Annotated in this window: 21 protein-coding genes; 1 reads left to right on the top strand and 20 read right to left on the bottom strand. The window is 62.6% G+C overall.

Annotated features, from left to right (window positions below; all coding sequences use genetic code 11):
* Positions 1-103: 103 nt before the first annotated feature.
* The 10 genes from hfq to ndk form a co-directional block, all read right to left on the bottom strand.
* Positions 104-340, bottom strand: a complete 237-nt coding sequence (gene hfq, locus ACQ4WO_RS05285) for an RNA chaperone Hfq (RefSeq protein WP_008450615.1) — start codon at positions 338-340, stop codon at positions 104-106.
* 241 nt (positions 341-581) lie between these two features.
* Entirely contained in the window at positions 582-1928 is a 1347-nt protein-coding gene (der, locus tag ACQ4WO_RS05280) for a ribosome biogenesis GTPase Der (RefSeq protein WP_070221915.1), read from the bottom strand.
* A gap of 4 nt (positions 1929-1932) precedes the next feature.
* On the bottom strand, positions 1933-3078 hold the full coding sequence (gene bamB / locus ACQ4WO_RS05275) for an outer membrane protein assembly factor BamB (RefSeq protein ID WP_436480494.1): 1146 nt from the start codon (positions 3076-3078) through the stop codon (positions 1933-1935).
* A gap of 85 nt (positions 3079-3163) precedes the next feature.
* On the bottom strand, positions 3164-3832 hold the full coding sequence (locus ACQ4WO_RS05270; RefSeq protein WP_436480493.1) for a YfgM family protein: 669 nt from the start codon (positions 3830-3832) through the stop codon (positions 3164-3166).
* Between the two features lie 54 nt (positions 3833-3886).
* The gene (hisS, locus tag ACQ4WO_RS05265; protein WP_070301526.1) at positions 3887-5248 is read right to left on the bottom strand and encodes a histidine--tRNA ligase; all 1362 of its coding nucleotides are present in this window, start codon (positions 5246-5248) and stop codon (positions 3887-3889) included.
* 57 nt (positions 5249-5305) lie between these two features.
* The gene (gene ispG / locus ACQ4WO_RS05260; protein ID WP_436480492.1) at positions 5306-6580 is read right to left on the bottom strand and encodes a flavodoxin-dependent (E)-4-hydroxy-3-methylbut-2-enyl-diphosphate synthase; all 1275 of its coding nucleotides are present in this window, start codon (positions 6578-6580) and stop codon (positions 5306-5308) included.
* 38 nt (positions 6581-6618) lie between these two features.
* Positions 6619-7599, bottom strand: coding sequence for a helix-turn-helix domain-containing protein (locus tag ACQ4WO_RS05255; protein WP_436480491.1), 981 nt, complete (start codon positions 7597-7599; stop codon positions 6619-6621).
* 13 nt (positions 7600-7612) lie between these two features.
* Positions 7613-8401 (bottom strand): type IV pilus biogenesis/stability protein PilW, encoded by a 789-nt coding sequence (gene pilW, locus ACQ4WO_RS05250; RefSeq protein ID WP_436480490.1) that lies wholly within the window; start codon positions 8399-8401, stop codon positions 7613-7615.
* An 11-nt stretch (positions 8402-8412) separates the two neighbouring features.
* Positions 8413-9588, bottom strand: coding sequence for a dual-specificity RNA methyltransferase RlmN (rlmN, locus tag ACQ4WO_RS05245; RefSeq protein WP_436480489.1), 1176 nt, complete (start codon positions 9586-9588; stop codon positions 8413-8415).
* Positions 9589-9713: 125 nt separating this feature from the next.
* The gene (ndk, locus tag ACQ4WO_RS05240; protein ID WP_034752036.1) at positions 9714-10130 is read right to left on the bottom strand and encodes a nucleoside-diphosphate kinase; all 417 of its coding nucleotides are present in this window, start codon (positions 10128-10130) and stop codon (positions 9714-9716) included.
* Between the two features lie 232 nt (positions 10131-10362).
* Between ndk and ACQ4WO_RS05235 the strand changes: the two genes are divergently transcribed.
* The gene (locus ACQ4WO_RS05235; protein WP_411268305.1) at positions 10363-11037 is read left to right on the top strand and encodes a Bax inhibitor-1/YccA family protein; all 675 of its coding nucleotides are present in this window, start codon (positions 10363-10365) and stop codon (positions 11035-11037) included.
* 57 nt (positions 11038-11094) lie between these two features.
* Here the strand turns inward: ACQ4WO_RS05235 and ACQ4WO_RS05230 are convergent, their stop codons facing one another.
* From ACQ4WO_RS05230 to ACQ4WO_RS05185, 10 genes are all read right to left on the bottom strand, one after another.
* Positions 11095-11940: a LysR family transcriptional regulator gene (locus ACQ4WO_RS05230; RefSeq protein ID WP_436480488.1), complete on the bottom strand. Its 846-nt coding sequence runs from the start codon at positions 11938-11940 to the stop codon at positions 11095-11097.
* Between the two features lie 12 nt (positions 11941-11952).
* A complete protein-coding gene (gene cfa / locus ACQ4WO_RS05225) occupies positions 11953-13113 on the bottom strand; it encodes a cyclopropane fatty acyl phospholipid synthase (RefSeq protein ID WP_436480646.1) in 1161 nt (386 codons plus the stop codon).
* 249 nt (positions 13114-13362) lie between these two features.
* Positions 13363-14397 carry a cupin-like domain-containing protein gene (locus tag ACQ4WO_RS05220; protein WP_436480487.1) on the bottom strand — a complete coding sequence of 345 codons (1035 nt, stop codon included), beginning with the start codon at positions 14395-14397 and terminating at the stop codon, positions 13363-13365.
* Positions 14398-14474: 77 nt separating this feature from the next.
* On the bottom strand, positions 14475-16454 hold the full coding sequence (locus tag ACQ4WO_RS05215; protein WP_436480486.1) for a glycosyl hydrolase family 18 protein: 1980 nt from the start codon (positions 16452-16454) through the stop codon (positions 14475-14477).
* Between the two features lie 395 nt (positions 16455-16849).
* Positions 16850-18193 (bottom strand): 23S rRNA (uracil(1939)-C(5))-methyltransferase RlmD, encoded by a 1344-nt coding sequence (rlmD, locus tag ACQ4WO_RS05210; protein WP_436480485.1) that lies wholly within the window; start codon positions 18191-18193, stop codon positions 16850-16852.
* 132 nt (positions 18194-18325) lie between these two features.
* Positions 18326-19357, bottom strand: coding sequence for an RNA polymerase sigma factor RpoS (gene rpoS, locus ACQ4WO_RS05205; protein ID WP_436480484.1), 1032 nt, complete (start codon positions 19355-19357; stop codon positions 18326-18328).
* Positions 19358-19365: 8 nt separating this feature from the next.
* Positions 19366-20283, bottom strand: coding sequence for a peptidoglycan DD-metalloendopeptidase family protein (locus ACQ4WO_RS05200; protein WP_436480645.1), 918 nt, complete (start codon positions 20281-20283; stop codon positions 19366-19368).
* A gap of 42 nt (positions 20284-20325) precedes the next feature.
* Entirely contained in the window at positions 20326-21216 is an 891-nt protein-coding gene (locus ACQ4WO_RS05195; protein WP_436480483.1) for a protein-L-isoaspartate(D-aspartate) O-methyltransferase, read from the bottom strand.
* Between the two features lie 9 nt (positions 21217-21225).
* A complete protein-coding gene (gene surE, locus ACQ4WO_RS05190; protein WP_436480482.1) occupies positions 21226-21963 on the bottom strand; it encodes a 5'/3'-nucleotidase SurE in 738 nt (245 codons plus the stop codon).
* Between the two features lie 93 nt (positions 21964-22056).
* Positions 22057-24522 carry a tetratricopeptide repeat protein gene (locus ACQ4WO_RS05185; protein ID WP_436480481.1) on the bottom strand — a complete coding sequence of 822 codons (2466 nt, stop codon included), beginning with the start codon at positions 24520-24522 and terminating at the stop codon, positions 22057-22059.
* Positions 24523-24537: the final 15 nt, after the last annotated feature.

The following is a 24537-nucleotide window of genomic DNA, read 5'->3' as shown; positions in this document are numbered from 1 at the left end:
ATAAGTTGCGGCGGACGCCGACGCCGATGCAAACGCATCAGCGCCGCTGGCGCGGACGGGGGCGATGGAGGGTGAAAGGCGCTGGGCCGTCAAGCTCAACGCTTTACTCCGCTTCAGATTCAATATTGAGATTGACGGCACGGGCCGGCACCACTGTCGAGATGGCATGCTTGTACACCATCTGTGTCACCGTATTGCGCAGCAATACGACATATTGATCGAACGATTCGATATGGCCCTGCAATTTAATGCCATTGACCAGATAGATCGAGACAGGAACATGCTCTTTGCGTAATGCATTGAGGAATGGGTCTTGTAACAGTTGCCCTTTGTTGCTCATAACAGCTCCGTTGTTTATGTTGTTGTGTAAGAATTGGAGGCGACTCGCTTGATTTCAAGTGCTCTCACACCTTTCAAAGAAAGAAAGATGCGTCATAGCTACTGTAACCTGTTTTCGCGATCGCTGTCGCGCATGGCGCATTAACACTTTATTATTTTCGTGCAAGCAGCCATTAAGTGGCTGCCGGCGCCGCATTATCTCCGCGGCGCCTTAATATGCACTTAATTCAGCATTTAAAACATTACTTGCTTGGCGTGCGTGCAAACGGGTTTTTACCCGTACGCAGTTCGATGCGCAGCGGCGTGCCGACCAGGGCAAACGTATCGCGGAAATGTTTTTCCAGATAGCGTTTGTACGGATCGCCAACGGCGTCGAGCGCATTGCCGTGAATAACGATCACAGGCGGGTTCATGCCGCCCTGGTGCGCATAGCGCAGCTTCGGACGGATCGAGCCCTTGCGGCGCGGTTCCTGCTTCTCCACGGCCTCGATCAGGGCGCGCGTCAGCTTCGGTGTCGACAAATCGCACATGGCGGCCGCATACGCGGCGTTGAGCGACTTCATCAGTGGACCGATGTTGGTGCCTTTCAGCGCGGAAATGAAATGCATCTGCGCGAACGACAGGAAGTCGAGCTTGCGGTCGATATCGATCTTGATTTCATCGCGCTGGTGCGATTGCAAGCCATCCCATTTATTCACGGCCACGACCAGCGCGCGGCCCGATTCCAGGATGAAACCGGCGATATGCGCGTCTTGCTCCGAGATATCCTGCTGCGCGTCGAGCATCAGCACGACCACGTTGGCTTCGGAAATCGACTGCAGCGTTTTCACGACCGAGAATTTCTCGATCGCTTCAAACACCTTGCCGCGGCGGCGGATACCGGCCGTGTCGATCAAGGTGTATTGCTGGCCATCGCGCTCGAACGGGATTTCGATCGAATCGCGCGTCGTGCCCGGCATGTCGAAGGCGATCACGCGCTCTTCGCCCAACAAGGTATTGATCAAGGTCGACTTGCCCACGTTCGGACGGCCGACGAGGGCGATCTTGATGCCGCGGTCGGTCTTTTCCAGCTCTTCAGGCTCATCCGGACGCTGCGCGAACGCCAGGTCCAGCATCACTTCGACGAGGTCGTTGACGCCGTCGCCGTGCGCCGACGAGATCGCGTACGGATCGCCCATGCCCAATTCATAGAATTCGGACACGACGGCCGTGTAGCGCATGCCTTCGCTTTTGTTCACCACCAGCAAGACCGGGCGACCGCTCTTGCGCAGGAAGTCGACGATGGTCTTGTCATGCGGGGTCAGGCCTTGACGGCCGTCCACGATGAATACCACCACGTCGGCCTCGGCCACGGCCTGCTTGGTCTGCAGTGCCATCTGGTGCATGATGCCTTCCTTGGCGACGGGTTCGAAACCACCCGTATCGATGACCAGGAAGGGACGTTCGCCGACACGGCCTTCGCCATAGTGACGATCGCGCGTCAACCCAGGCAAATCCGCCACCAGCGCGTCGCGCGAGCGGGTCAGACGATTGAATAAAGTCGATTTCCCAACATTGGGTCGACCTACTAGTGCAATTACCGGCTTCATTGTATTACTCGACCGCGAGAGCGGTCACTGTCCCTGATTGGGTTTGAAAAATCAAATTCGAACCGGCAACAACGGGAGCCGAAACAATCGGGCTACCGTCGGTGCTGACACGACCTATTAATGCGCCATCTTCCCGTGACAGGAAGTGGATATAACCTTGATAATCGCCGACGGCGACGCTGCGGCCGTAGGAGGCCGGTGTCGACAGGCGGCGGCGCGCCAGCGCCTCGTTCTTCCAGGCGCTCTGGCCGCCTTCGCGGCTGAATGCCAAGACGCCGCCCTGATCATCGGCAACAAACACGAAACGCTGGTCGACGGCCACGCCCACATCGGACGAGATCGGCTTGGTCCAGCGCGGCACGCCCGTGGCGGCGTCGAAACAGCCCGCCTTGCCCTGGTAGGTGACGGCGCACACTTCGCCTTCGAACACCACCGGTGCGCCGGCGATGTCGGAGACGCGTTCGAGTTCGGTAGCGCCGCGCGGTTCGCTGACGACGATCTCCCAGCGTACCACACCGGTGGCCGCCGTCAGTGCCAGCAGCTTGCCGCCAGGCTGGGCCACGTAGATGTTCGCGCCGCCCAGCACCATGCCCGGCGCATTGCGCAGGGTCAATGCCGGCGTGGCGCGCTGCACCGTCCATTTGCGCTCGCCCGTCTTGGCGTCGAAACCGACGATGCGGTTGTCCACGCTGCGTACGACGACCACGCCTTGCCCCACGACGGGCGCCGTCAATACTTCGCTGGACGCCTGCGCCTTCCACAGCTGCTTGCCATCGGCATCAAACGCCAGCACGGCACCCTTGGCGGCGCCGACGGCCACGACCGTGCCATCGCTGCCGGCGCTCGATGTGATATCGCTGCCGGCCTTGACGCGCCACGCTTCACGGCCGCTGGCCGCGTCCAGGCGCGCCAGCGCGCCATCGGCGTTGACCACGTACAGGCTGCTGCCGGCCAGCGCAGGCGTGAATGCATAGACGCCAGCCTTGCCGATCGAATACTTCCAGGCGTCGCGCACGGCGATGCTCGATTTTAACTCGACCAGCTTGGCCGGCTCGGTTTTCGGATCTTTCGAGGCGAACGGGTTCCAGGACGAGCAACCGGCCATCAGGGCCAACAGACTTGCAGCTACCAGCTTTTCAGTGACACGCATAAGTGTTATCCAACCTTTTTCTTGTACTTGTAAGGGCAAGGCAGGCGGCGCACAACGCCACCCGGCCCCGCCATCAGTGTTCCTGTCAGGCGGCGGCCTTGCCAGCCTTGGCCTTGTCTTCCGGTACCGTACCGCCGATCGCTTCCAGTTTGACCTGGATCAGCTGACGGCCTGGATTGTTCTTGTCCGTCGCGGCCAGCGCGGCCAGGTAAGCCGTGCGGGCATCGGCCAGCTTGTTTTGCGCCACCAGGATGTCGCCCTTGCGGTCGGCCACGGCGCCGGCAAATTGCGCCACGGAAGCCGTTGCCAGCACTTTCAGCGCTTCATCGTAGGCTTTTTCGTCCAGCAGGACAGCGGCCAGGCGCAGCTTGGCGATGGCCTTGTACTCTTCCGTGCCATGCTCGGCCGCCCACTGCAGCTGGGTCTTGGCCGTTTTCAGGTCGTTCGCGTCGAACGCCACCTTGGCAGCGGCCAGGGCGCTCATCTGCGCATACGCCGTGCCGCTGAAACGCGACTGCATGTCGCCGGCCGCGCGCATCACCTTGGCCGTGTCCTTGACGGCGATGGCGTTTTGCAGTTCGTCGTACAGCTGGCCCGCTTGCGCAGCCTGCGTGCGCTGGTAGTACTGCCAGCCAGCCCAGCCGCTGTAGCCTGCCAGCGCCACGATCAGGACCCAGGAGGTCAGATTGCCATTGCGCTGCCACCAGGCCTTGAGGGTTGCCAGTTGTTCTTGTTCTTCGTGATCGTATGCCATGGGTCGTCAGTTTTAATGAGTAGTTGATCGAGGGTAGAACGGTCTTGCTGCAAATCAGTGGTGGTGATGCACGTGGCCGCCAGGACCGTGGTCATGGCCGCAATCGTGGTCGCCGATGATCTGGTCCACCACGTAATCGACGACATCGTCGAACGGCACCGTGTTCTGCTGCGCGCCCGCATCGGCTTCGCGCATGGCTTTCACCGTCGCGACATGGTTGGCGATTTCATCGTCGCCCATGATCACGGCAAATGCCGCACCGCTGGCGTCCGCCTTTTTCATTTGCGTCTTGAAGCTGCCGCCACCGTTGCTCGCTGCGCAATGTAGCACAACGTCCAGGCCCGCATCGCGAATCCGCTCGGCCAGCACGAACGCTTGCAAGCCTGCCTGCTCGCCCTGGTGCACCAGGTAGACGTCGCACTGGGCTGGCTGTTCCGGCTCGGCCGCGTCCTTCATCAGCAGCACCAGGCGTTCGACGCCCATGCCGAAACCGACGGCGGGCGTCGATTTGCCGCCGAACATTTCAACCATGCCGTCGTAGCGGCCACCGGCGCAGACCGTGCCTTGCGCGCCCAGCTTGTCGCTGACCCACTCGAACACCGTGCGGTTGTAATAATCGAGGCCGCGCACCAGGCGTGGATTGATGATGAATGGAATATTGTTGTGGTTCAGAATCTTCTGCACGCCGTGGAAATGGGCCAGCGATTCCTCGCCCAGGTACTCGAGCAGCTTCGGCGCGCCATTGACCAGATCCTGCATGGCAGGATTCTTGGTATCCAAAATGCGCAGCGGGTTGCTGTGCAGGCGGCGCTTGGCTTCTTCGTCGAGCAGCTCGCTGTGGCTTTCCAGGTAGGCGATCAGGTCGGCGCGGTGGCGCAGGCGCTCGGCCGCATCGCCAATCGAGTTCAGTTCCAGGCGGATGCCTTCCAGGCCCAGGTCATCCCACAGGCGGCGGGTCATCATGATCAGCTCGGCGTCGATGTCCGGGCCCGTGAAGCCGATGGCTTCCGCGCCAAACTGGTGGAACTGGCGGTAGCGGCCCTTTTGCGGACGCTCGTGGCGGAACATCTGGCCCTTGTACCACAGGCGTTTCGGGCCTTCGTACACAAGGTTGTGCTCGACGACGGCGCGCACCACGCCAGCCGTGCCTTCAGGACGCAGGGTCAGGTTGTCGCCGTTCATCGAATCGGTGAACGAATACATTTCCTTTTCCACGATATCGGTCACGGCGCCGATGGCGCGCGCGAACAGCTTCGTTTCTTCCACGATCGGCGTGCGGATCTGCTGGAAGCCATAGCTTTGCAGCACGGATTGCGCCGTGTTTTCAAACAATTCCCACAGCGGGGCGTCAGCTGGCAGGATATCGTTCATGCCTTTGACGGCGGTGATTTTGTCGAGCTTTTTATTTTCGGACATAGTGTTCTTCTTTGCTTTAACTTGATTGTCGGATGACGCGCACAGCGCTAATCCGACCTACGCGGCAACCGGCGCGGTATTGCCGTAATGGCTTTTAACATAATTGAGGACGATGTCCTGGAATTCCTCGACGATGCGTTCGCCGCGCAGGGTGACGACCTTTTCGCCGTCGACAAACACGGGCGCGGCTGGCGACTCGCCCGTGCCGGGCAGGCTGATGCCGATGTTCGCATGCTTCGATTCGCCGGGACCGTTGACGATGCAGCCCATGACGGCCACGTTCATCGCTTCCACGCCCGGATACGATTTCTTCCACTCCGGCATCTGTTCGCGCAGATACGTCTGGATGTTGTCGGCCAGCTCCTGGAAGGTGGTCGACGTCGTGCGGCCGCAACCGGGACAGGCGATGACCATGGGCGCGAACTTGCGCAAGCCCATGGTTTGCAGGATTTCCTGGCCGACGATGACTTCGCGCGTGCGGTCGCCGCCCGGTTCGGGCGTGAGCGAAATGCGGATGGTGTCGCCGATGCCTTCCTGCAGCAGCACGGCCAGGGCCGCCGTCGAAGCGACGATGCCCTTGCTGCCCATGCCCGCTTCCGTCAGGCCCAGGTGCAGCGGATAGTCGCAGCGCTGCGCCAGTTCGCGGTACACGGCGATCAGGTCCTGCACGCCCGACACCTTGCACGACAGGATGATCTTGTCGCGCGCCAGGCCCAGCTCTTCGGCGCGCACGGCATTTTCAATGGCCGACGTCACCAGCGCTTCATACATGACGGCTTGCGCCGGCCATGGTTCGGCACGGCCCGCGTTTTCATCCATGATGCGCGCCAGCAAGGCTTGATCGAGGCTGCCCCAGTTCACGCCGATGCGCACCGGCTTGTCGTAGCGGCAAGCCGCTTCGATCATTTGCGCAAATTGTGTGTCGCGCTTGGCGCCCTTGCCCACGTTGCCCGGATTGATGCGGTACTTCGACAGCGCGCGCGCGCAATCGGGGTAATCGTTGAGCAGGGTATGGCCGTTATAGTGAAAATCGCCCACCAGCGGCACGTCGATGTCCATCTTGTCGAGCTGCTCGCGGATGTAAGGCACGGCCGCAGCCGCTTCCGGACGGTCCACCGTCAGGCGCACCAGTTCCGAGCCGGCACGCGCCAGTTCCTTGATCTGGATCGCCGTGCCGATGGCGTCGGCCGTATCCGTGTTCGTCATCGACTGCACCACCACGGGGGCGTCGCCGCCCACCCAGATCTGGCGCTGGCCGTGCGCGATCAGCACCTTGCGGCTGTCGCGCCGGCCGGATGGACCGGAGCCGATCGCTGTTTTCGAGGTAGCCATAATATTATCTTCTGAGTTTGCTTGAACGGTTACTGCAATTATTTGATGCTGACGCGCGAGATCGTGCCACCGGCAACGGTCGGCAGCTCCAGCTTGGCGCCGCGCAAGGTTGCCTGCACCACGCCAGGTTTGCCCACCACCAGGGTGGCCGGTCCCGTGATATCGAACGTTTCCGTGCTGCCCGCCTTCACCATGCGTGAAATCAGCGGCGTACTGCCAGGGCGGCGGATTTCCACCCAGGAATCCTGCTCCACTTTCAGCACGAGCGCATTCGCGCCCACGGCAGGGGCAGCGGCAGCTGCAGGCGGCGTGACGGCAGCCGTCGCGGCTGTCGCAGGGACTGGCGCAGCAGCCGGCGGCACGGCGGCGGCCGGCGCCGAAGCGATGGCGGCAGCCGGAGCGCCAGTCTGCGTATCGTTGCCTGGCGGCGGCGGCACGGAAATCAGGGGCACGGACGGCGACTGCACGGGCGTCAAGTCCTGGCCCGGCTTGACCAGGGTCGTTTCCACGGGCCCCACTTCCGCATGCGATGTTTCTTTCCCGGCCTGCGAGGACAGCAGGCTGGCCGGCACATAACCGAGTTTATACGCGCCAAAGGCGGCCGCCACGACGACGGCTACGGCACCGGCGATCCAGAGGGGAGTCTGGTTCGACGAGCGCTGCGTCATCGACGGGAAGCGCGATTCGGAAAACGTGGCGGAAATTTCACGCCGCACGGGCGCGGCCGGGTCTTGCGCCGGCGCCGGGTGAACTTCGATCATGGCCACCAGCGGCGCCGCGTCGAGACGCACCACCTTGGCGTAGGCGCGCACGAAACCGCGCACGACGGCCAGGTTCGGCAAAGCCGCCATGTCGCCCTCTTCCAGCGCGATCACCTGGCGCGGCGCCAGCTTGAGCTGGTCGGCCACCTGCTCCACCGGCCAGCCCAGCGCTTCGCGCTGCGCCTTCAACTGCGCGCCTGCCAACGCCAGATTGCCCTGGGGCTGCTGCTGAGGCGTTTCTGCCCACTCTGAATTCATTGGTATCCCTGTCTCACTCATCAAACGCCCCATTTTGATAAGCAGCATATTCGGGGGAGCCGGAATGGTGGTTGCGCAAATGCGCCCCCAGGCCAGCTTCCGCACCCGCATCCCCGAGCTTATGCTGCACCTTGATCCCGAGCCACAGCACATCGGCCGTCTGGCTCTCCATTGTTGCTATCTTACCGAGCCGCTGCAAATAATAAGCCGCCTGCCGGTAGTCTTGCTGTTGGTAATACACGCGCACCAGGCCGGCGTTCGTCACTGCCACGTCCGGTGCGATGCGTAAGGCGCGCATCCAATACGCGCCCGCACGCGGGTAATCGTTCAGGGCCAGGCTGCAAGCGCCCCCATTGTTGAGCGCCTTTTCCGGCGATACATACGCCGCATCCGCCAATGCCGCATCGAAATACGCCAGCGATTGCGCGGCGCGTCCCGTCTGGCACAAAAACAGGCCGTAATTATTGCTCAACTCGGGATTGTGGGGCGCAAGGCGCAAAGCGTAAAGGAAATCTTTCTCGGCTGACGCAGTTTGCCGCTGGGCCGCGCGGATCAGGGCGCGCACGCCATACGCTTGCGCATCGTTCGGCGCCAATTGCACGGCTTGCTGCACTTCCGCCAGGGCCACGTCGAGCTGGCCTTGTGCATAGTACGCGCTGGCCAGCTGCAAGCGCAGCGCGGCACGCTCCGGCGCACCCGCCTGCACGTCCTTGGCGACAGTCTGCGGCGTGGAAGAGGCACAGCCGACCAGCAGCACGGCCAGGCAAACAGCGGCCACAGCGAGCGAGCGTTGGTAAGCCATGCCTTCCCTCATCAGGAGCGGATCTCCACGATCTTGCCGAAATTGGCACCAAATTTCTGTTGATACTCGGTCATCTTTTCCATGCGTTCCTGCACCCGGGTGCGGTCCTTGACTTCGCCGGCCAGCTGGCCGCAGGCCGCATCGATATCGTCGCCGCGCGTCTTGCGCACGGTGGTGATGATGCCGCCGTCCATCAGCACCTGGGCGAACGCCTTGATGCGCGGGTTTTTCGAACGGAACAAGCCCGACTCGGGGAAGGGGTTGAATGGAATCAGGTTGAACTTGCAGTTCACGCCGAACTCGCGGTCCTGCACCAGCGCCAGCAGTTCACGCGCGTGCTCGTCGCTGTCATTGACGCCGTCGAGCATGCAGTATTCGAACGTGATGAAATCGCGCGGCGCGAATTCCAGGTAGCGCTTGCAGGCCGCCATCAATTCCTTCAGCGGGTATTTCTTGTTCAGTGGAATCAAGCCGTCGCGCAAGGCATCGTTCGAGGCGTGCAGCGAGACGGCCAGGGCCACCGGCACTTCCTGCGACAGCTTGTCCATCATCGGCACGACGCCCGACGTCGACAGGGTCACGCGGCGGCGCGACAGGCCGTAGGCGTTGTCGTCGAGCATCAATTTCAGGGCCGTGACGGTCGGTTCGAAGTTCAGCAGGGGCTCGCCCATGCCCATCATGACCACGTTGGTGATCTGGCGCTCGCCTTTCGGGCCCGGTTCGATGCCCTTGGTGCGGCGCAATTCGAATTCCGCCATCCACAGCTGGCCGATGATTTCGCCGACACTGAGGTTGCGGTTGAAGCCTTGCTTGCCCGTCGAGCAAAAACGGCAGTTCACGGCGCAGCCGGCCTGGGTCGAGATGCACAGGGTGCCACGGTTTTCTTCCGGAATGAACACGGTTTCCACGGCATTGCCATTGCCCACGTCGACCAGCCACTTGCGCGTGCCATCCGTCGACGTATGGTCGCTGATGATGGCCGGGGCGCGCACTTCGGCGCGCGTGGCCAGCTTGTCGCGCAGCGACTTGGCCAGGTCCGTCATGGCGTCAAAGTCGGAGGCGCCAAACTGGTGTATCCAACGTTGCAATTGTTTCGCACGAAACGATTTCTCTCCCAACTCGGCGCAGTAAGCGATGAGTTGCGCGGGATCGAGGTCCAGCAAGTTGGTGAGGGTCGTCGTATTCATGATCTTGTCTATTCTAAAAATCCGTCCCCGCGCGCATCCGGAGCGAAAACTCCACAGCGCAGCGGGAACAGGGGGTGATAAGTTATTTCACAGATAACGCCAGGAAATAACGTTATCTAAGGCAATTAAGCCTTCAGTTCTGGGAAGAAGTAAGCGATTTCCACTTTAGCAGCTTCGACAGCGTCGGAACCGTGTACGGCGTTTGCGTCGATCGAATCGGCGAAATCGGCGCGGATCGTGCCTTTTTCTGCTTTCTTCGGATCGGTCGCGCCCATCAGGTCACGGTGGGCCAGAACGGCGTTTTCGCCTTCCAGGGCTTGAATCATGACTGGACCGGAAACCATGAAGTCGACCAGATCCTTGAAGAAGCCGCGTTCTTTGTGCGCTGCGTAGAAGCCTTCAGCTTGTTCGCGCGACAGTTGGGTCATGCGTGCTGCAACGATTTTCAGGCCAGCGTTTTCAAAACGCGAGTAGATTTGACCGATTACGTTTTTTGCAACTGCGTCTGGTTTGATGATCGACAGGGTGCGTTCGATTGCCATGTGTGAAAACTCCAATAAAAAGTAAGGTTTAAAACGGTAAATTGAGAACTCAATCAACCTTTGATTTTACCATACTCCACCCCATGTCACCCAGACAGGCAGGGGCATCTTGCCGCCCCGTCCCCGTTTAATGAAATCTTAAGCTGCTTTTTTGGCAAATTCCGGCCCTCATGCTATCCTTGAGTAAAGCGGTAATTTGAATTGACAACACGGAGGCACTATGAATCAGAACATGCAACGCACCTTTGACCTGTCGGGGGGCATGCAGCAAGTCCGCCATCAGGTCTTGCGCAACACTTACTGGCTGCTGGCGCTGTCCATGATCCCGACCGTGCTGGGCGCCTTCATCGGCGTGCAAATGCATTTGCCGATGCTGACCGGCGGCATGGGCTTCATCATCTTCATGGCCGTCGCATTCGGCTTCATGTACGCGATTGAAAAGACCAAGAACTCGGGCCTCGGCGTCGCCGTCCTGCTGGGCTTCACCTTCTTCATGGGCCTGATGCTCACGCCACTGCTGACGCGCACGCTCGGCTACTCGAACGGCGGCATGCTGATCATGACGGCATTCGGCGGCACGGCCACCATCCTGGCCGTGATGGCGACAATCGCCACGGTCTCGAAGCGCGACTTCTCGGCCATGGGCAAATGGCTGTTCGCGGGCGTGATCGTGCTGATCCTGGCATCGGTGGCGAATATTTTCCTGGGCCTGTCGGCACTGTCGATCGTGATCTCCATGGTCGCCATCGCCATCTTCTCGGCCTACATCCTGTATGACGTGCAGCAAATCATCAACGGCGGCGAGACCAACTACATCTCGGCCACCCTGCGCATCTACCTGGACGTGTACAACATCTTCACCAGCCTGCTGTCGCTTTTAGGTTTCGCCGGCGGCAGCCGCGACTAAGCATTGCGCTTAAACGAAAAGCCGACCCTCGGGTCGGCTTTTTTACGTCCACAGCATTTACTTGATTCTCTCCGCCACCTCGAGCAGGCAGGCGCGGGCGCGGTCCAGGGTCGGGTTGTCGCGCTGGGCTGCGTAGACGGCGTAGGCGGAATGCGAGAATTCGGGCGCGTCGCGCACGCGCTGCAGCAAGCCCGCATCGAGATAAGGTTGCGCGCTGCCGATGCGGAAATAACTGGCGCCACCCACTTCCAGCAGGTAGACGAGGGCCAGCGGCCCCAGCGAGATCGAGACGGGCGGGCTGCTCAGCTCCGGATACGCGGCCTGGTGGTTCGCGGCAAACGCCGGGCCCCAGTCCACGTACACGTACGTATCGGCATGCATCTGCCCGTCGGCACGCGTGGTCACCATCACGAGCTTTTCCTCGGCCAGCAATTCGCTGGCCAGGCCCGGACGCTGGGGCGGGTTGTACAGCACGGCCAGGTCGAGCGAGCCGTCGTGCACGGCGTCGAGCAGGCGCGCGGGGCTGTCGACTTCCGCGCGCAGGGCGATCTCGGGGCAATCACGGCTCATGCGTATCAACCAGTCGCCGAGCAGCGGCTGCCACAAGCTCAATTCGCAGCCGATACTGACGGCGTCGTCGCGCCCCGGCGGCAAGGCCACCTGATGGCGCGCCCTTTCCCACACCTGCACCATAGTGGCCGCATGGCGCATGAAGCGCTCGCCGGCCGGCGTCAGGCGCGCGCCCGCCTTGTTGCGCACGAACAGCTGGCGCCCCAGTTGCTGTTCCAGGGTGCGGATGCGGGCGCTGACGGCCGTCTGCGTCACGTGCATGCGTTCGGCGGCCATGATGAAGCTGCCGCAGGACGCCACTTCGAGGAAGGTACGCGCTTGATTGATATCCATCAATCCATGATATCAGCTGACACGCTCATAGCCGCCCAATACGCCCTGCTTCGACAGCACCCATTGCCACAGCTGCAGGTCGCGCGCGCGGAAGGCGCCCGCGCAGGACAGCAGATAGTAGGACCACATGCGGTGGAAGCGCCCGCCCAGCTGGGCGGCAAAGCGCGGCCACGCCCGCTCAAAATTGGCATGCCAGGCCATCAGGGTCTTGTCGTAGTCGGCGCCGAAGTTGTGCAAGTCTTCGGCCACGAACAGATCGTCCATGGCGTCGCCGATCTGGCCGATCGACGGCAAGTCGCCATTCGGGAAGATGTATTTGTCGATCCACGGGTCGCACGTGGAATGGCGCTTGTTTTTGCCTATCGTGTGCAGCAGGAACAGGCCGTCGTCTTCCAGGCATCGGTGCGCCACTTCCATGAAGGTGCGGTGATTCTTGTGGCCCACGTGCTCGAACATGCCGATGCTGAAGATGCGGTCGAATTTTTCATCGGTGTCGCGGTAGTCCTGCAAGCGGATGTCCAGGGGCTCGCCGCCCGGCATGGCGCGCGCATACGCGGCCTGCTCTTGCGAAATCGTCACGCCCACGCACCGCACCTGGTATTTTTCCGCCGCATAGCGCATGAAACTGCCCCAGCCGCAGCCGATATCGAGCACGCGCATGCCCGGCTCCAGGCGCAGTTTGCGGCAGACCAGGTCGAGCTTGGCCTCCTGCGCCTCGGCCAAATTGCCCGCATCCTTCCAGTAGCCGCACGTGTACGTCATGCGCGGGTCGAGCATGGCCGCATAGAAGGCGTTACCGAGGTCGTAGTGCTCCTTGCCCACCATCCAGGCGCGGCGTTCCGTCTGCAGGTTGAACAGGCGCGCGGTCAGCGCGTGGAAGGCCAGGCGCATGGGGCGCACGTCGTCGCCCAACCTGGCGCGCAGCAAATGGCAAAAGAATTCGTCGAGCTGCTGCGCATCCCAGTCGCCGTCCATGTACGCTTCACCGAGGCCCAGGTTGCCGCTGGCGAAGGCGCGCTCGGGCACGCCCGGCTTGCGCAGCTGCATGTCCCAGGCGGCGCGGCCATTCAAATGGATATCGGCCCTGGCCAGCAGCTCGGCCGCTTCGCGGGTCAGCCTTGTGTCGAGTCGAAGTTCAGTACGATCTGCTGGTGCTTGCTGTAACTGTGTCATTTGCTGCGTGTTCATGCCCTGCCGCCTCCAGATGGTTGGTACTGGCGCCGCGCCAGCCATCAAATTATCCGCCCGCCACCGCCATCTGGATAATGAAACATCATGGCCATTCATATTAAAATAATTGCTTCAAAATGATTTGAATCAAATATTTTATGGAAATATCTTATACAAGAAGCGCACCGTAGCATGAAAAAAGCCGCCCGTAAGGCGGCTGTTCGCGGCAAGTTCGCGCCTGCGGCAGCAAGATCAAAAGTCGTGATTCGGCGGATACTTGCTGTAAAAATCGTTATCCCATTTGAAGTTGGTAAACGCCACCGTCATCGATACGTCGAGCGCTTCGACGAAATGCCAGCAGCCGACGGGCAAAAACAGGATCTCGCCCGGCGCCAGCACGCATTCGCGCACCTGCACGTCGGCCATCAGCGGATAGCGCCGCACGTCGATGTCGCGCCCGTCGACGGGCGTAAAACAGTGGCGCTGGTTGTACACGCGCGCCACCTCGCAGGCGGCCATGATGCGCAGCCGCTTGCGCCCTTTGACCTGCGCCATGAAGTTGTTCGTCAGGTCGTGGTGGAATGGCGTCACCGTGCCGGCGGGGCCGAACCACAGAAAACCCGTGCGGCCGCCATCCTGCTTCAGGTATTCGGGCAGCTGGCCGATATCGTCCCACAGCTCGCGCAAGGCTTGCCGGTTCTGCGAATTGTTATTCGCCGTCATATAGAAATCGTTGGTCGCGCCGCTGCCCTCGACCAGGCTCGCATACTCGCCGAACGCCATCTTGCGCTTGTGCGCCACGCTGTTCATTTCGTACTGATCATCCGCCTCGCGGCCGAACTGCACTTCCACTTCGCGCTGAGCGTAATGCTCGCGGAAATAGGCGGGGCTCCACTTGGCCATGGCGGGCCAGTCGTCCATCATGCCCGTGATGATCACGGGCTGATTGGTGGAGTAGTACTCGTCGAGGAATTCCTGCGCCGTCAATTTGTCGCGGCGGGGAATCTCGGGGTCGCGCAGCTGGTTCAGCTTGCGCTGGATATCGATCACCCAGTCGCGCTTGGCCAGGCGGTTCGACAGGCGCACGGCGCCGGCCAGATAGGGACTCTGCAGCGCCAGCTCGATTTCGCGGCGCGCCAGGGGCTCCGCAATGCCCGCCTGTTGCAGCACCGGCATCAGCGCCGACGGATGACTGCCCAGCATGAGGTTTTCCGCGATCCAGCTGCGCCACTCGCGGCTCAGCTCCTGTTCCTGCTGCTTGACTCCGAATGTCGATACCGCCGCCATCGCCCGTCTCCTGTTTTTTATGTGAACAAGCGGCCGGGCAGCAATGCCGCCCGGCCGCGTCTTACTCTACTCCAGTGTTACCGCACTTTCCACACCTCGGTCGCCAGCACGCCATTCGCATCGCCATCGAGTTCCCACGAGAACGCGCCGCGCAAGCCCTGATCCTTCACGTATTTCACCTTGGTGCCGATGACGGTCGGATCGTCATAGCTCCACCACTGGCCGCCCGCACCCGTGTACAGGTACAGCTGCTTGGTCACGGGATGGTAGTAGCGCGTGCCGGCCTTGGCGACGAGGATTTTATAGTCCTCGATGCCCGACTCGTAGGTGCCCGGCGCCGTGCCCGTGGCCGCCTGGTACAGGCCATCGCCGTTCGGTCCTGGCGCCACGCCCGTCCAGCCGCGGCCATAGAACGGTATGCCCAGCAGCAGCTTGTCGCGCGGCACGCCGGCGGCAATCATGTACTGCACCGCCTTGTCGCCCACGTATTCGCGCGCCATGCCCGTCGACGGATCGGCAGGGTCGGCAAACAGCTGGGCATTGAAGTTGGTGCTCGTTTCCCAGCCGCCGTGGAAGTCGTAGGTCATCAGGTTGATCCAATCCATGTACTGCGAGTACAGGGCCGGTTCCGTGTTGTCGATCTTGTCCTTGCCGGCGCCGACAGCCGCCGTCAACAGGTAGCGCTTGCCGTTGGCCGCGCCCAGCGCATCGAGCTGACTGCGGAATTCCGCCATCAGCAAGGTGAAGTTGCGCTTGTCGTTGGGGCTGACCGTGTTGTACGGCTGGCCGCCGCCGACCGGATATTCCCAGTCGATGTCGATGCCGTCAAAGATGTTGGCTGCCGCGCCCACGCCGCCGCGACCGCCCTGCACCGGCAGGTTGCCCTTGATGTAGATGTCGATGCACGAACGCACCATCTGCTTGCGCAGCGCATCGGTGGCAGAACCGACGGAGAAGTTCTTCGACCAGCTCCAGCCGCCCAGCGAGATGAACAGCTTCAGGTTCGGGTGCGCCGCCTTCAGTTTTCTCAACTGCAGGAAGTTGCCCGACAAGGGAGCATCCCAGGGAATCGCCTGGCCATCGACGGTACGCTTCGGCGTGCGGATGTAGTCGGCCTCGGCATCGCCACCCGTACCCGCATCCGGCGAATTCGGATTCGTCGCGCCCGGCTCGGCCTTGGTGATCATGCCGCATTCATAGCCGCCGTTTTTCGGGTAGATATTGCCGAAGGCGTAGTTGATGAAGGTCAGCTTGTCGGCCACGCCGCTCGTGTGCACGTTCGCCACTTCATAGTCGCGGCCATACACGCCCCACTGCGCGAAATAGGAGCCGACTTCACGGCCCGTTGGGGTCGGCGTTGGCGTTGGCGTAGGGGTTGGCGTTGGGGTCGGAGTAGGCGTCGGAGTCGGTGTTGGCGTTGGAGTAGGCGTCGGAGTCGGTGTTGGCGTTGGAGTAGGCGTCGGAGTCGGAGTCGGCGTGGTGCTGCAGATCTCCTGGCTGGTCCATGGCTTGCCCGTGCCGGCGCCGCCGCTGCTGGTCGACGGGTTGTCGCCCTGCGTCCAGTAATTGGCGCGGTAATTCGTGCCCGCATAGCTGACGGTGGCGCCCGCGCTATAAGCCGTGCCGGCCGCCCACGCCAGTGCGCAGGTGCCGCCGGTTGGCGTCGGGGTCGGCGTCGGGGTCGGTGTTGGGGTCGGTGTTGGGGTCGGGGTTGGGGTCGGGGTTGGCTCCGGTGTCGGGGTGGGCGTCGGCGTTGGGGTGGGAGTCGGGGTCGGCGTGGTGCCGCCGTCGCAGGTGCCGCCGGCGCTCCACAGGCTAGGCGTGGAAACGGGATTCCAACCCGAGCCCACGTGATCGGTCTGCGTCACCAGGGCCGTGTAGTTGGCGCCCAGGTACGTGACCACCGTGCCCGCGTTGTAGGTGCCGCCCTCCTGCCATGGCACGCAAGCGACGACCGTGCTGGCCGCCAGCAATTGCGAACCAGCCGGCGCGCCGGCGTCACCGCCGCCGCCACCGCATGCCGCCAGCACGCCGCCGCTGGCCAGACATACCATCATGTTCCTGATTGTTTTTTTAAGTATTAAATTTTCCACGTTGTCTCCTGTTCAGGTTTGCAGAAATGCCACTCTGCTTCGCAAATAACTACCCTGTGATTTTGTTTTTTGCAGTTGCAAGAACAGCATGCTGCTGAAAAAATAGGCGGTCAAGTGGTTTTGAAGTGGCATCAAAGTGAGCAATACCACTTCACACAGAAAGCGCAGCGGAGGGTGCAGACGGCGTGTTATCCTACTGGACAATCAAAAAACGGCAGAGGGAGAATGAAAAAAGACGCTGGATCGGGAAAAGACAGACCAGTTTTATAACACGGTGTAAGTGGTATTGCGCCAGCTTGGCGCGCCGCTGAACGCGGCAGCAGCGGGTGCCTGCCTGGCCACCCGCCGCGTTTAAACGTTTATTGCGCTAGGTCAAACACTGCCATCGATTCCACGTGGGAGGTATGCGGGAACATATTGACCACGCCCGCCTTGCTCAGCACATAGCCCGCTTCCAGCGCCAGGATGCCGGCGTCGCGCGCCAGGGTCGATGGGCTGCACGATACGTACACGATGCGTTTCGGCATCAAATCGGGACGCACTTGCGACAGGCCGACCAGCGCCTGGCACAGGGCCATGGCGCCGTCGCGCGGCGGGTCGACGAGGATGCGGTCGAACTTGCCCAGCGCAATCAGGTCATCCGTCGTCACTTCGAACAGGTTGCGCGTCGAGAACGAGGTTTTTTCCGCCAGACCATTGGCCAGCGCGTTTTCCAGCGCCCGCTCCGTCAGGGCGGTGCTGCCTTCGATACCGACCACTGCGCTGCCTTGCGTGGCCAGCGGCAAGGTGAAATTGCCCAGACCACAGAACAGGTCGGCCACGCGGTCCGTCGGCTGCACTTCCAGCAGGCGCAGCGCTTTCGACACGAGCACGCGGTTGATGTGATGGTTCACCTGCGTGAAATCGACGGGCTTGAACGGCATCTTGACGCCGAATTCCGGTAGCAGGTAGTGCAATTGCTTGTCGAGCGGATAGAACGGCACGGCCGTTTCCGGGCCTTTCACCTGCAGCCACCATTGCACGCCGTATTCGTCGGCAAAGGCCTTCAATTTCGTTTCATCATCCGCCGTCAACGGCGCCATGATGCGCAAGACCATGGCGGTGACGTCTTCGCCCACGGCCAGCTCGATCTGCGGCATCTGGTCGAAAATCGACAGCGAACCGATCAGCGCACGCAGGGGCAGCAGCATGGCGGAGATATGCGGCGGCAAGATTTCGCAGCTATCCATGTCGGCGACAAACGCCGATTTCTTTTCATGGAAGCCCACCAGCACGGCGTCTTTCTTCTTGACATGGCGCACGGACAGGCGCGCGCGGTAGCGGTAGCCCCACGTCGGGCCATACATGGGGCGCATGATGCTTTGCGGACGCACCTTGCCGATATGCCACAGATTGTCTTCCAGCACGCGCTGCTTGATCGCCACCTGCGCCGACGGTTCCAGGTGCTGCATCGAGCAGCCGCCGCAATTGTCGAAATGCTTGCACTTGGGCGTCACGCGCATCGATGATTCGCGGTGCAGCGCCGTCATGCGGGCCATTTCCCAGTTCTTCTTTTTCTTGAACGTCACAAAGCTGACGCGCTCGCCCGGCAATGCGCCTTCGACAAACACGACCTTGCCCGGCGAGCCGTCTTCGTTCTCAATATGGCCAACGCCACGGGCGTCCATGTCGAGCGATTTGATTTCGATGATATTTTCTTGCATAGCGATCAATAGGTAAGAGTGGGCCAGGACGCAGGGCCGCGCTGGAACTTGAAAGAATGGGGGAAAGGTCAGGCGCCGCGAGCGGGGCGTATGATAGCAGATGCGGCCCCGGAAATACCGGGACCGGGCGTCCTACAATAATGAGTCGCGCACGACGCCGCGTGCCGCCATGGCGCGTTTCAGTTTAATCAGCGCTTCCTGCTGGATCTGGCGTACGCGCTCGCGCGTCACGCCCATTTCCTCGGCCAGCGTTTCCAGCGTGGCCGGATCGTCGTTGTCGAGGCCGAAACGGCGCATGATGACGACGCGCTGCTTGTCGGGCAGCTTGGTCAGCCAGTCGCGCACCAGCACCGTCATTTCATGGTGTTCGGCGCGCGCGTCGGGGCTGTCTTCGCTGGCGCCGGGCAGCATGTCCATCAAGGACGACTGCGGGTCGTTGTCGAGCGGTGCGTCGAGCGAGGTGGCGTGCTCGGACAGGGCCAGGATATCCTGCACCTCCTCCACGGGACGGCCCACCAGATGGGCGATGTCTTCCGCCGTGGCCTCCTTGCCGTCGTGGTGCTGGGCTTCCAGGTGGTATTTGCCGCGCAGGATTTGATTGAGTTCGCGCACCATGTGCACGGGCAGGCGCACCGTGCGCGCCTGGTTCATGATGGCGCGCTCGATGCTCTGGCGTATCCACCAGGTGGCGTAAGTAGAGAAACGGAAACCGCGTTCGGGCTCGAACTTGTCGATGGCCCGCATCAGGCCGATGTTGCCCTCCTCGATCATGTCGAGCAAGACCACGCCGCGGTTGATGTAATGCTTGGCGATCGACACGACGAGGCGCAGGTTGTGCTCGATCATGGTTTGCCGGGCTTCGAAATTGCCCTGCTTGGCAAGGGTGGCGTAATGCACCTCTTGCGGCGCCGTCAGCAGGGGCCGCGTGCCGATCTGGTTCAGATAGTGCTGCGTGGTATCGGTCGACAGCTCGGCCGCCAGCACTTTTTTCAGTTCATCGACACTTTCGACCACCACGCTGACGCTGGCCACCTCGCCGCCCTCGCCCGCGTCGACGGCGTCAATGCCGTCGAGCTCGCCGATATCGTCCGTCACGACTTCGTCTGCCCCGTCTTCCGGCAGTTCCGGGTCATCGTCCAGCTGATCGTGCGGCGCGTGTGTCATTGCTTTACCTAACGGTTAGGCAGGAATTTCGAAGGATCGACGGGCTTGCCCTGCTGTCGGATTTCAAAGTGCAGCTTCACGCGGTCGGCATCGGAATCGCCCATTTCAGCGATGGCCTGGCCTTTGTTGACGTTCTGCCCTTCCTTCACCAGGATGCTGCGGTTATGCGCATACGCCGACAATAAACTATTACTGTGCTTCACGATAACAAGATTACCATAACCACGGATTCCGCTCCCGGCATACATGACTTTTCCCGCGCCGGCGGCCACCACTTGCTGGCCCGCCTTGCCTGCGATATCAACGCCCTTGTTCTTGCCTTCGTCGAAAGTGCCGATGACCTTGCCTTCGGAAGGCCACATCCAGCTGATCTTGTCGTCGCCAGGCGCCGATGCGGCAGGGGCTGCCGCGGCGGCGGCAGGTGCCGTGGCGACGGTTGCCGCCGGCGCTGGCGCAGGCTTGGCGTCGCTGGTGCCGCCATCGGCGCGCAGCTCGGCCAGGGTGGCGTCGGAATAGGCGCGCTTCTCGCCGCGCGGGCCCGTTTTCTTCGGCACGACAGGCGCGGCCGGCTTGATTTCCGTCGACGGCGGCATGACGATGGCCGACGTTTGCGCGCCGCCCGTGTCGCCGGTCGGCGGCAGCACGCGCAGCACCTGGTCGACCTTGATGTCGTTCGGGTTGCTCAAGTCGTTCCAGGTCACCAGGTCGCGGTAATTCTGGCCGTGCTCGAGGGCGATGCGCAACAGGGTGTCGCCACGCTTGACCGTGTAATAGGCCGGGTCGCGGTCGCGCGGATCGCTGGCGGCGGCGCTGCTGCTCGGTGAATGGCGCTCCACGACGGGCGCCTGGACGCCGGTCGTGCCGCAACCGCTCAACAGCGCGGCCAAGGTGATGCTACATAGAAGTATGTTACTTTTCTTAATCATTCGCATGTAATTGTATGTCCTGCTTGCTAGCTGATCCGGGGATCATATGGTGCCCGGGCGCAAAGGCACGAAATGGCAATCTTCCAGGGTCTGGCTGGTCCATTCCATTTTCCCCACCCGGGTAATGAGTTGTAAGTGTTGCAATTTAGCCCCCACCGGCGCAACCAGACGCCCGCCGGGCGCCAGCTGTTCCAGCAGGGCTTGCGGGACTTCCAGGCCGGCTGCGGCAAGGATGATCCCGTCGAAGGGCGCCGCCTGCGGCAGGCCAAGCATACCATCTCCGTACTGCAAACGCAGATTCGACACGCGCAGCGGACGCAAATTGGCCTTCGCCAGCTCATGCAGAGGCCGGATACGCTCGATCGAATACACCTCTTTCGCCACCAGCGACAGCACCGCGGCCTGGTAGCCGCAGCCCGTGCCGATTTCCAGCACGCGCTGCAGCTTGCCGCCCTGGCGCATCACTTCAATCATGCGCGCCACGATGTACGGCTGCGAAATGGTCTGGTGGTGGCCGATGGGCAAGGAAGCGTCGATATACGCCTGCGACGCCAGCGCCTCGTCCATGAACATGTGGCGCGGCACGGCTTGCAGCGCGTCGAGCACGACCTGGTCCTTGACGCCCTGCTTCGCCACGCGGGCCACCATGGCCCGGCGCACGGCCTCCGAGACGAGCGGGTTTTGCCGCGGCGGCGACACGACGGCCGGCTGCGCCCGCTCATTGGCGATCGCTTGCGCACGCGACGGTGCGATGGCCGCGTGCGCGCCATACGGCTGCACCACGCCGCGCGCCGCGTTTTGCGCCGCATTCTGCGTGGCCGTCTGCGGCGTGGCGATCCTGGACTGGGCCAGCGACTGTCCCCCGCCCTGCCTGGCGGGCTTGCCGGCCAGCGAATCGAGGGATAGGGGGAAGGTACGCGGCTTGTCAGTCATAGTGAGCGGTCATGCCAGGCCTTTTGCCAGTGCATCGAGTTGGGTGGTATGGGTCAGATCGATCTGCAGCGGCGTGATCGATACTTGTCCATGTTCAACGGCATGGAAGTCCGTGCCCGGACCGCCCTCCTTGGCCGCGCCGGCCGGGCCGATCCAGAAGATTTCACGGCCACGCGGGTCGAGCGCGCGGATGACGGGCTCGGCCGAATGGCGCTTGCCCAGGCGCGTGGCCACCACGCCTTGCAATTGCTCGTAAGGGATGGCCGGGATGTTCACGTTCAGCAGATACGGTTTTTGCAGGGCGTCAAACTGGCGTTCGACGATTTCCCTGGCCACGCGGGCGGCCGCGTCCAGGTTGGCCCAGCCAAACTGCGACTGGGAAAAGGCGATGGCGGGAATGCCGAACAGATAGCCTTCCGTGGCGGCCGCGACGGTGCCCGAGTACAGGGTGTCGTCGCCCATGTTGGGGCCGTTGTTGATGCCGGACACCACCAGGTCGGGGCGCTCGATGAGCATGCCCGTCAGCGCCACGTGCACGCAGTCGGTGGGTGTGCCGTTGACAAAATAAAAGCCGTTGGCGGCCTTGTGCACGGACAAAGGCCGGTCCAGGGACAGCGAATTGGACGCGCCCGAACGGTTGCTGTCGGGCGCCACCACGACGATGTCGGCAATGGGTGCGAGCGCGTCGGCCAATGCCTCCAGGCCGGGCGCCAGGTAACCGTCGTCGTTACTGATAAGAATTCTCATAACGAGATTTTACCTGAAGCAATGCCCACACTGCGCATGCCGCACGCCGATAGGCAGCATTTTTTGTGCCGCCGCGCGAAGATGGGCGCCAGGTCAGCGCTGTTCGATGCGCGCTTCCGACAACGCCCCTTCCAGCGCCTGCACTTCATCCTCCTGCAAGGCCAGCAAGGCATTCAGGTCGCCTTGCAACTTGTACATTCTTTTCAGCTGCGCCATGCCGCGCCTGCGCAGCTTGCCCGGCACGCCCGGGCGCAGCAGGCAGGACTTCAAATGTTCGGCCAGTTCGCCCGCCTGCGGATACTGCTCCCGCTCGATCATGCCTTGCAACATCGAGATCATGCTGGCCAGGGTGTCCGGCTCGGCCCCTTCGTGGCCGCTGGCGCGGCCAGCCAGGATGGTTTCCTGCAAATGCCGCGCGCCGTCGAGCACGCTGTCCGCATGCCCCGTGACGGGGGCGTTCAACAGCCGGTCGCTGCCGCTGAGCACGGCATCTTCCAGCAGGCGCGCCGCCTCGCTGTCACCCTGCTGCTGCAAGGTGCCGGCCAATTGCGTCTTGCTGTGCAAGGTATCGAGGTGGTCTTCGCCCAGCAGGCGCGCATGCACTTCCAGCACCTGCTCCTGCACGCTGCGCGCCGCATCGAGTTCACCGCGCCGTAGCAGCGCCTCGGCCAGCTTGCGCTGGCTCATCAAGGTTTCCGGATGGTCGAGCCCGCGCGTGCGCTCGCGCACCGCCACCTGGTCTTCGTGCAGTTGGCGCGCGCCGGCCCAGTCGCCCTGCCCGGCCACGATATCGGCCAGCAAATCGCGCGTGGACAAGGTGGCCGCATGATCGCTGCCCAGGCGCCGCTCTTGCACCTGCAGCACGGCGGCGAGCAGGCGCCGCGCGCCTTCCAGGTCGCCTTCACGCCCCAGCGCCTGCGCCAGGGCCAGCTTGCTGCGCAAGGTATCGCCGTGCTCGGCGCCAAACAGGCGCTCGCGCGCCGCCACCACCGTGGCCAGCACTTGCTGCGCCTGTGCCAGCCGGCCCATGCGCAGCAAGGTGGCGGCGCGGCCATCCATCGCATCGAGGGTCAGCGGATGCTCGCCGCCCAGCTGGCGCGCATAGGTGACCAGCACCGTATCCTGCAGCAGCAGCGCCGCCGCCAGCTCACCCTGCTGCAACAGGGTTTGCGCCAGGCAGGCCCGGGCGGCCAGGGTGTCCGGATGTTCGCCGCCCAGCACGCGCTCGCGCACATCGAGCACGTCTTCTTCCAGGAAGCGGGCTTCATCGAACTTGCCCAGCTGGCGCAGCAGGCGCGCCATGCCGCTCTTGCACGCCAGGCTGTCGGGATGCTCCTCGCCCAGCAGGCGCACGCGGATCTCGACGCTCTGGCGGAACGCGTCGAGCGCCTGCGCGCTGCGCCCATCCTTGCGGTACAGCTCGCCCAAACGGGCCAGGTCGCGCGCCAGCGGCAAGGCCACGGCGCGGCCCGGTTCGGCCAGCAAGGCCTGGCGCGCCTCGCTGATGGCGCCCAGCAAAGCGATTTCACGGCTCGACTGCCATGGGAAGTAGCCGCCCGTCAGCCACTGCAAAAAGGCTTCGAAGGTGCGCGTGAGGGAAAAGCGGTCGCCGCCCTGGTCGATGCGCACGGCCAGCTGCTCGCCATAGGCAAAGGTTTTCGTCTGCTGCAGCTGGACTTCGTCGAAATAGCTGTCGAGGGCGATCTGCGGCAAGCCATAGGAGGTGCGCAGCAGGCGCTCGAACATGGGCTGGAAGCCGGCGATGCCCTTGTGCGCGTCGCCGCGACGCCACTCGGCGCGCTGCGCGCCATCGCCCATTTCTATGCGCGAGGGCAAGGGATACACGAGCAGCGGACGCTGTTCGTCTTCATGGCTGCGGCGGTACTCGATGGCTCGCGTGACGAGCGCGTCGACGCCTTCCAGGCTTTGCCGGTTCGGCGTGAAGACCACCACGAGCTTTTTCGGCAGCAAGGTGGTGCAGATGCCGGCGCTGTCCGTGCGGCCCGTGCGCGAATCGACGAGCACGTAGCGAAAATGCTGGGCCAGGGTATCGGCGAAGCAGCGGAACAGGGCCGGGCACGTGTCGAACAATTGATCCCAGCGCATCTGCGCCAGGCGCTCGCTGTAGCTGGCATCGAAGCGCCCCGCGCGCATCAGATACAGCGGACTGCCCTGATCGACACGCACCACGTACTGCTGCCAGTCGATGGCGTCGAGCACGCGCTGGGCCAGCGCCGCGTCTTCGCGTCCTGTGCCTTGTCCGCCGGCGCGCCCGCCCGCCGTTTCCAGGCTGATGCGTTCGAGCTGCTGGCGGCACGCTTCGAAGAACTCGAGCACGCCCGGCCGCTCCTCGTGCTGCTCGAAATAATGGTGCAAGCCCGGCGCTTCCATGTCCCAGTCCAGCATCAGCACGGGCACACTGGCGTTTTCACGGCGCGCCAGCAGGACGGCGATATTCGACAGGGCCATGGTGCGGCCGGTACCGCCCTTGTAGGAATAGAAGGTGACGACTTCGCCAGGGGCGCTCAAAGGCGGCAGGGAGAGGCGTTGGCATTCCATGACAGGACCTTTTAC

The organism is Janthinobacterium aestuarii (assembly GCF_051380835.1).
In the GTDB taxonomy this organism is placed as follows: Bacteria; Pseudomonadota; Gammaproteobacteria; order Burkholderiales; family Burkholderiaceae_D; genus Janthinobacterium; species Janthinobacterium aestuarii.
Note: the sequence above shows the minus strand (reverse complement) of the source record. Positions and strands in the feature narration are given on the sequence as shown.

Coding starts and splice junctions, on each gene's coding strand:
- ACQ4WO_RS05195 (WP_436480483.1), bottom strand. CDS start 21,216: ATGACTGACAAGCCGCGTACCTTCCCCCTATCCCTCGATTCGCTGGCC.
- rpoS (WP_436480484.1), bottom strand. CDS start 19,357: ATGACACACGCGCCGCACGATCAGCTGGACGATGACCCGGAACTGCCG.
- rlmN (WP_436480489.1), bottom strand. CDS start 9,588: ATGAATACGACGACCCTCACCAACTTGCTGGACCTCGATCCCGCGCAA.
- ACQ4WO_RS05230 (WP_436480488.1), bottom strand. CDS start 11,940: ATGGATATCAATCAAGCGCGTACCTTCCTCGAAGTGGCGTCCTGCGGC.
- rlmD (WP_436480485.1), bottom strand. CDS start 18,193: ATGCAAGAAAATATCATCGAAATCAAATCGCTCGACATGGACGCCCGT.
- ndk (WP_034752036.1), bottom strand. CDS start 10,130: ATGGCAATCGAACGCACCCTGTCGATCATCAAACCAGACGCAGTTGCA.
- bamB (WP_436480494.1), bottom strand. CDS start 3,078: ATGCGTGTCACTGAAAAGCTGGTAGCTGCAAGTCTGTTGGCCCTGATG.
- ACQ4WO_RS05185 (WP_436480481.1), bottom strand. CDS start 24,522: ATGGAATGCCAACGCCTCTCCCTGCCGCCTTTGAGCGCCCCTGGCGAA.
- pilW (WP_436480490.1), bottom strand. CDS start 8,401: ATGGCTTACCAACGCTCGCTCGCTGTGGCCGCTGTTTGCCTGGCCGTG.
- ispG (WP_436480492.1), bottom strand. CDS start 6,580: ATGGCTACCTCGAAAACAGCGATCGGCTCCGGTCCATCCGGCCGGCGC.
- ACQ4WO_RS05200 (WP_436480645.1), bottom strand. CDS start 20,283: ATGATTAAGAAAAGTAACATACTTCTATGTAGCATCACCTTGGCCGCG.
- ACQ4WO_RS05255 (WP_436480491.1), bottom strand. CDS start 7,599: ATGAATTCAGAGTGGGCAGAAACGCCTCAGCAGCAGCCCCAGGGCAAT.
- hfq (WP_008450615.1), bottom strand. CDS start 340: ATGAGCAACAAAGGGCAACTGTTACAAGACCCATTCCTCAATGCATTA.
- der (WP_070221915.1), bottom strand. CDS start 1,928: ATGAAGCCGGTAATTGCACTAGTAGGTCGACCCAATGTTGGGAAATCG.
- ACQ4WO_RS05270 (WP_436480493.1), bottom strand. CDS start 3,832: ATGGCATACGATCACGAAGAACAAGAACAACTGGCAACCCTCAAGGCC.
- cfa (WP_436480646.1), bottom strand. CDS start 13,113: ATGACACAGTTACAGCAAGCACCAGCAGATCGTACTGAACTTCGACTC.
- ACQ4WO_RS05215 (WP_436480486.1), bottom strand. CDS start 16,454: ATGATGGTATGTCTGGCCAGCGGCGGCGTGCTGGCGGCATGCGGTGGC.
- ACQ4WO_RS05220 (WP_436480487.1), bottom strand. CDS start 14,397: ATGGCGGCGGTATCGACATTCGGAGTCAAGCAGCAGGAACAGGAGCTG.
- hisS (WP_070301526.1), bottom strand. CDS start 5,248: ATGTCCGAAAATAAAAAGCTCGACAAAATCACCGCCGTCAAAGGCATG.
- surE (WP_436480482.1), bottom strand. CDS start 21,963: ATGAGAATTCTTATCAGTAACGACGACGGTTACCTGGCGCCCGGCCTG.
- ACQ4WO_RS05235 (WP_411268305.1), top strand. CDS start 10,363: ATGCAACGCACCTTTGACCTGTCGGGGGGCATGCAGCAAGTCCGCCAT.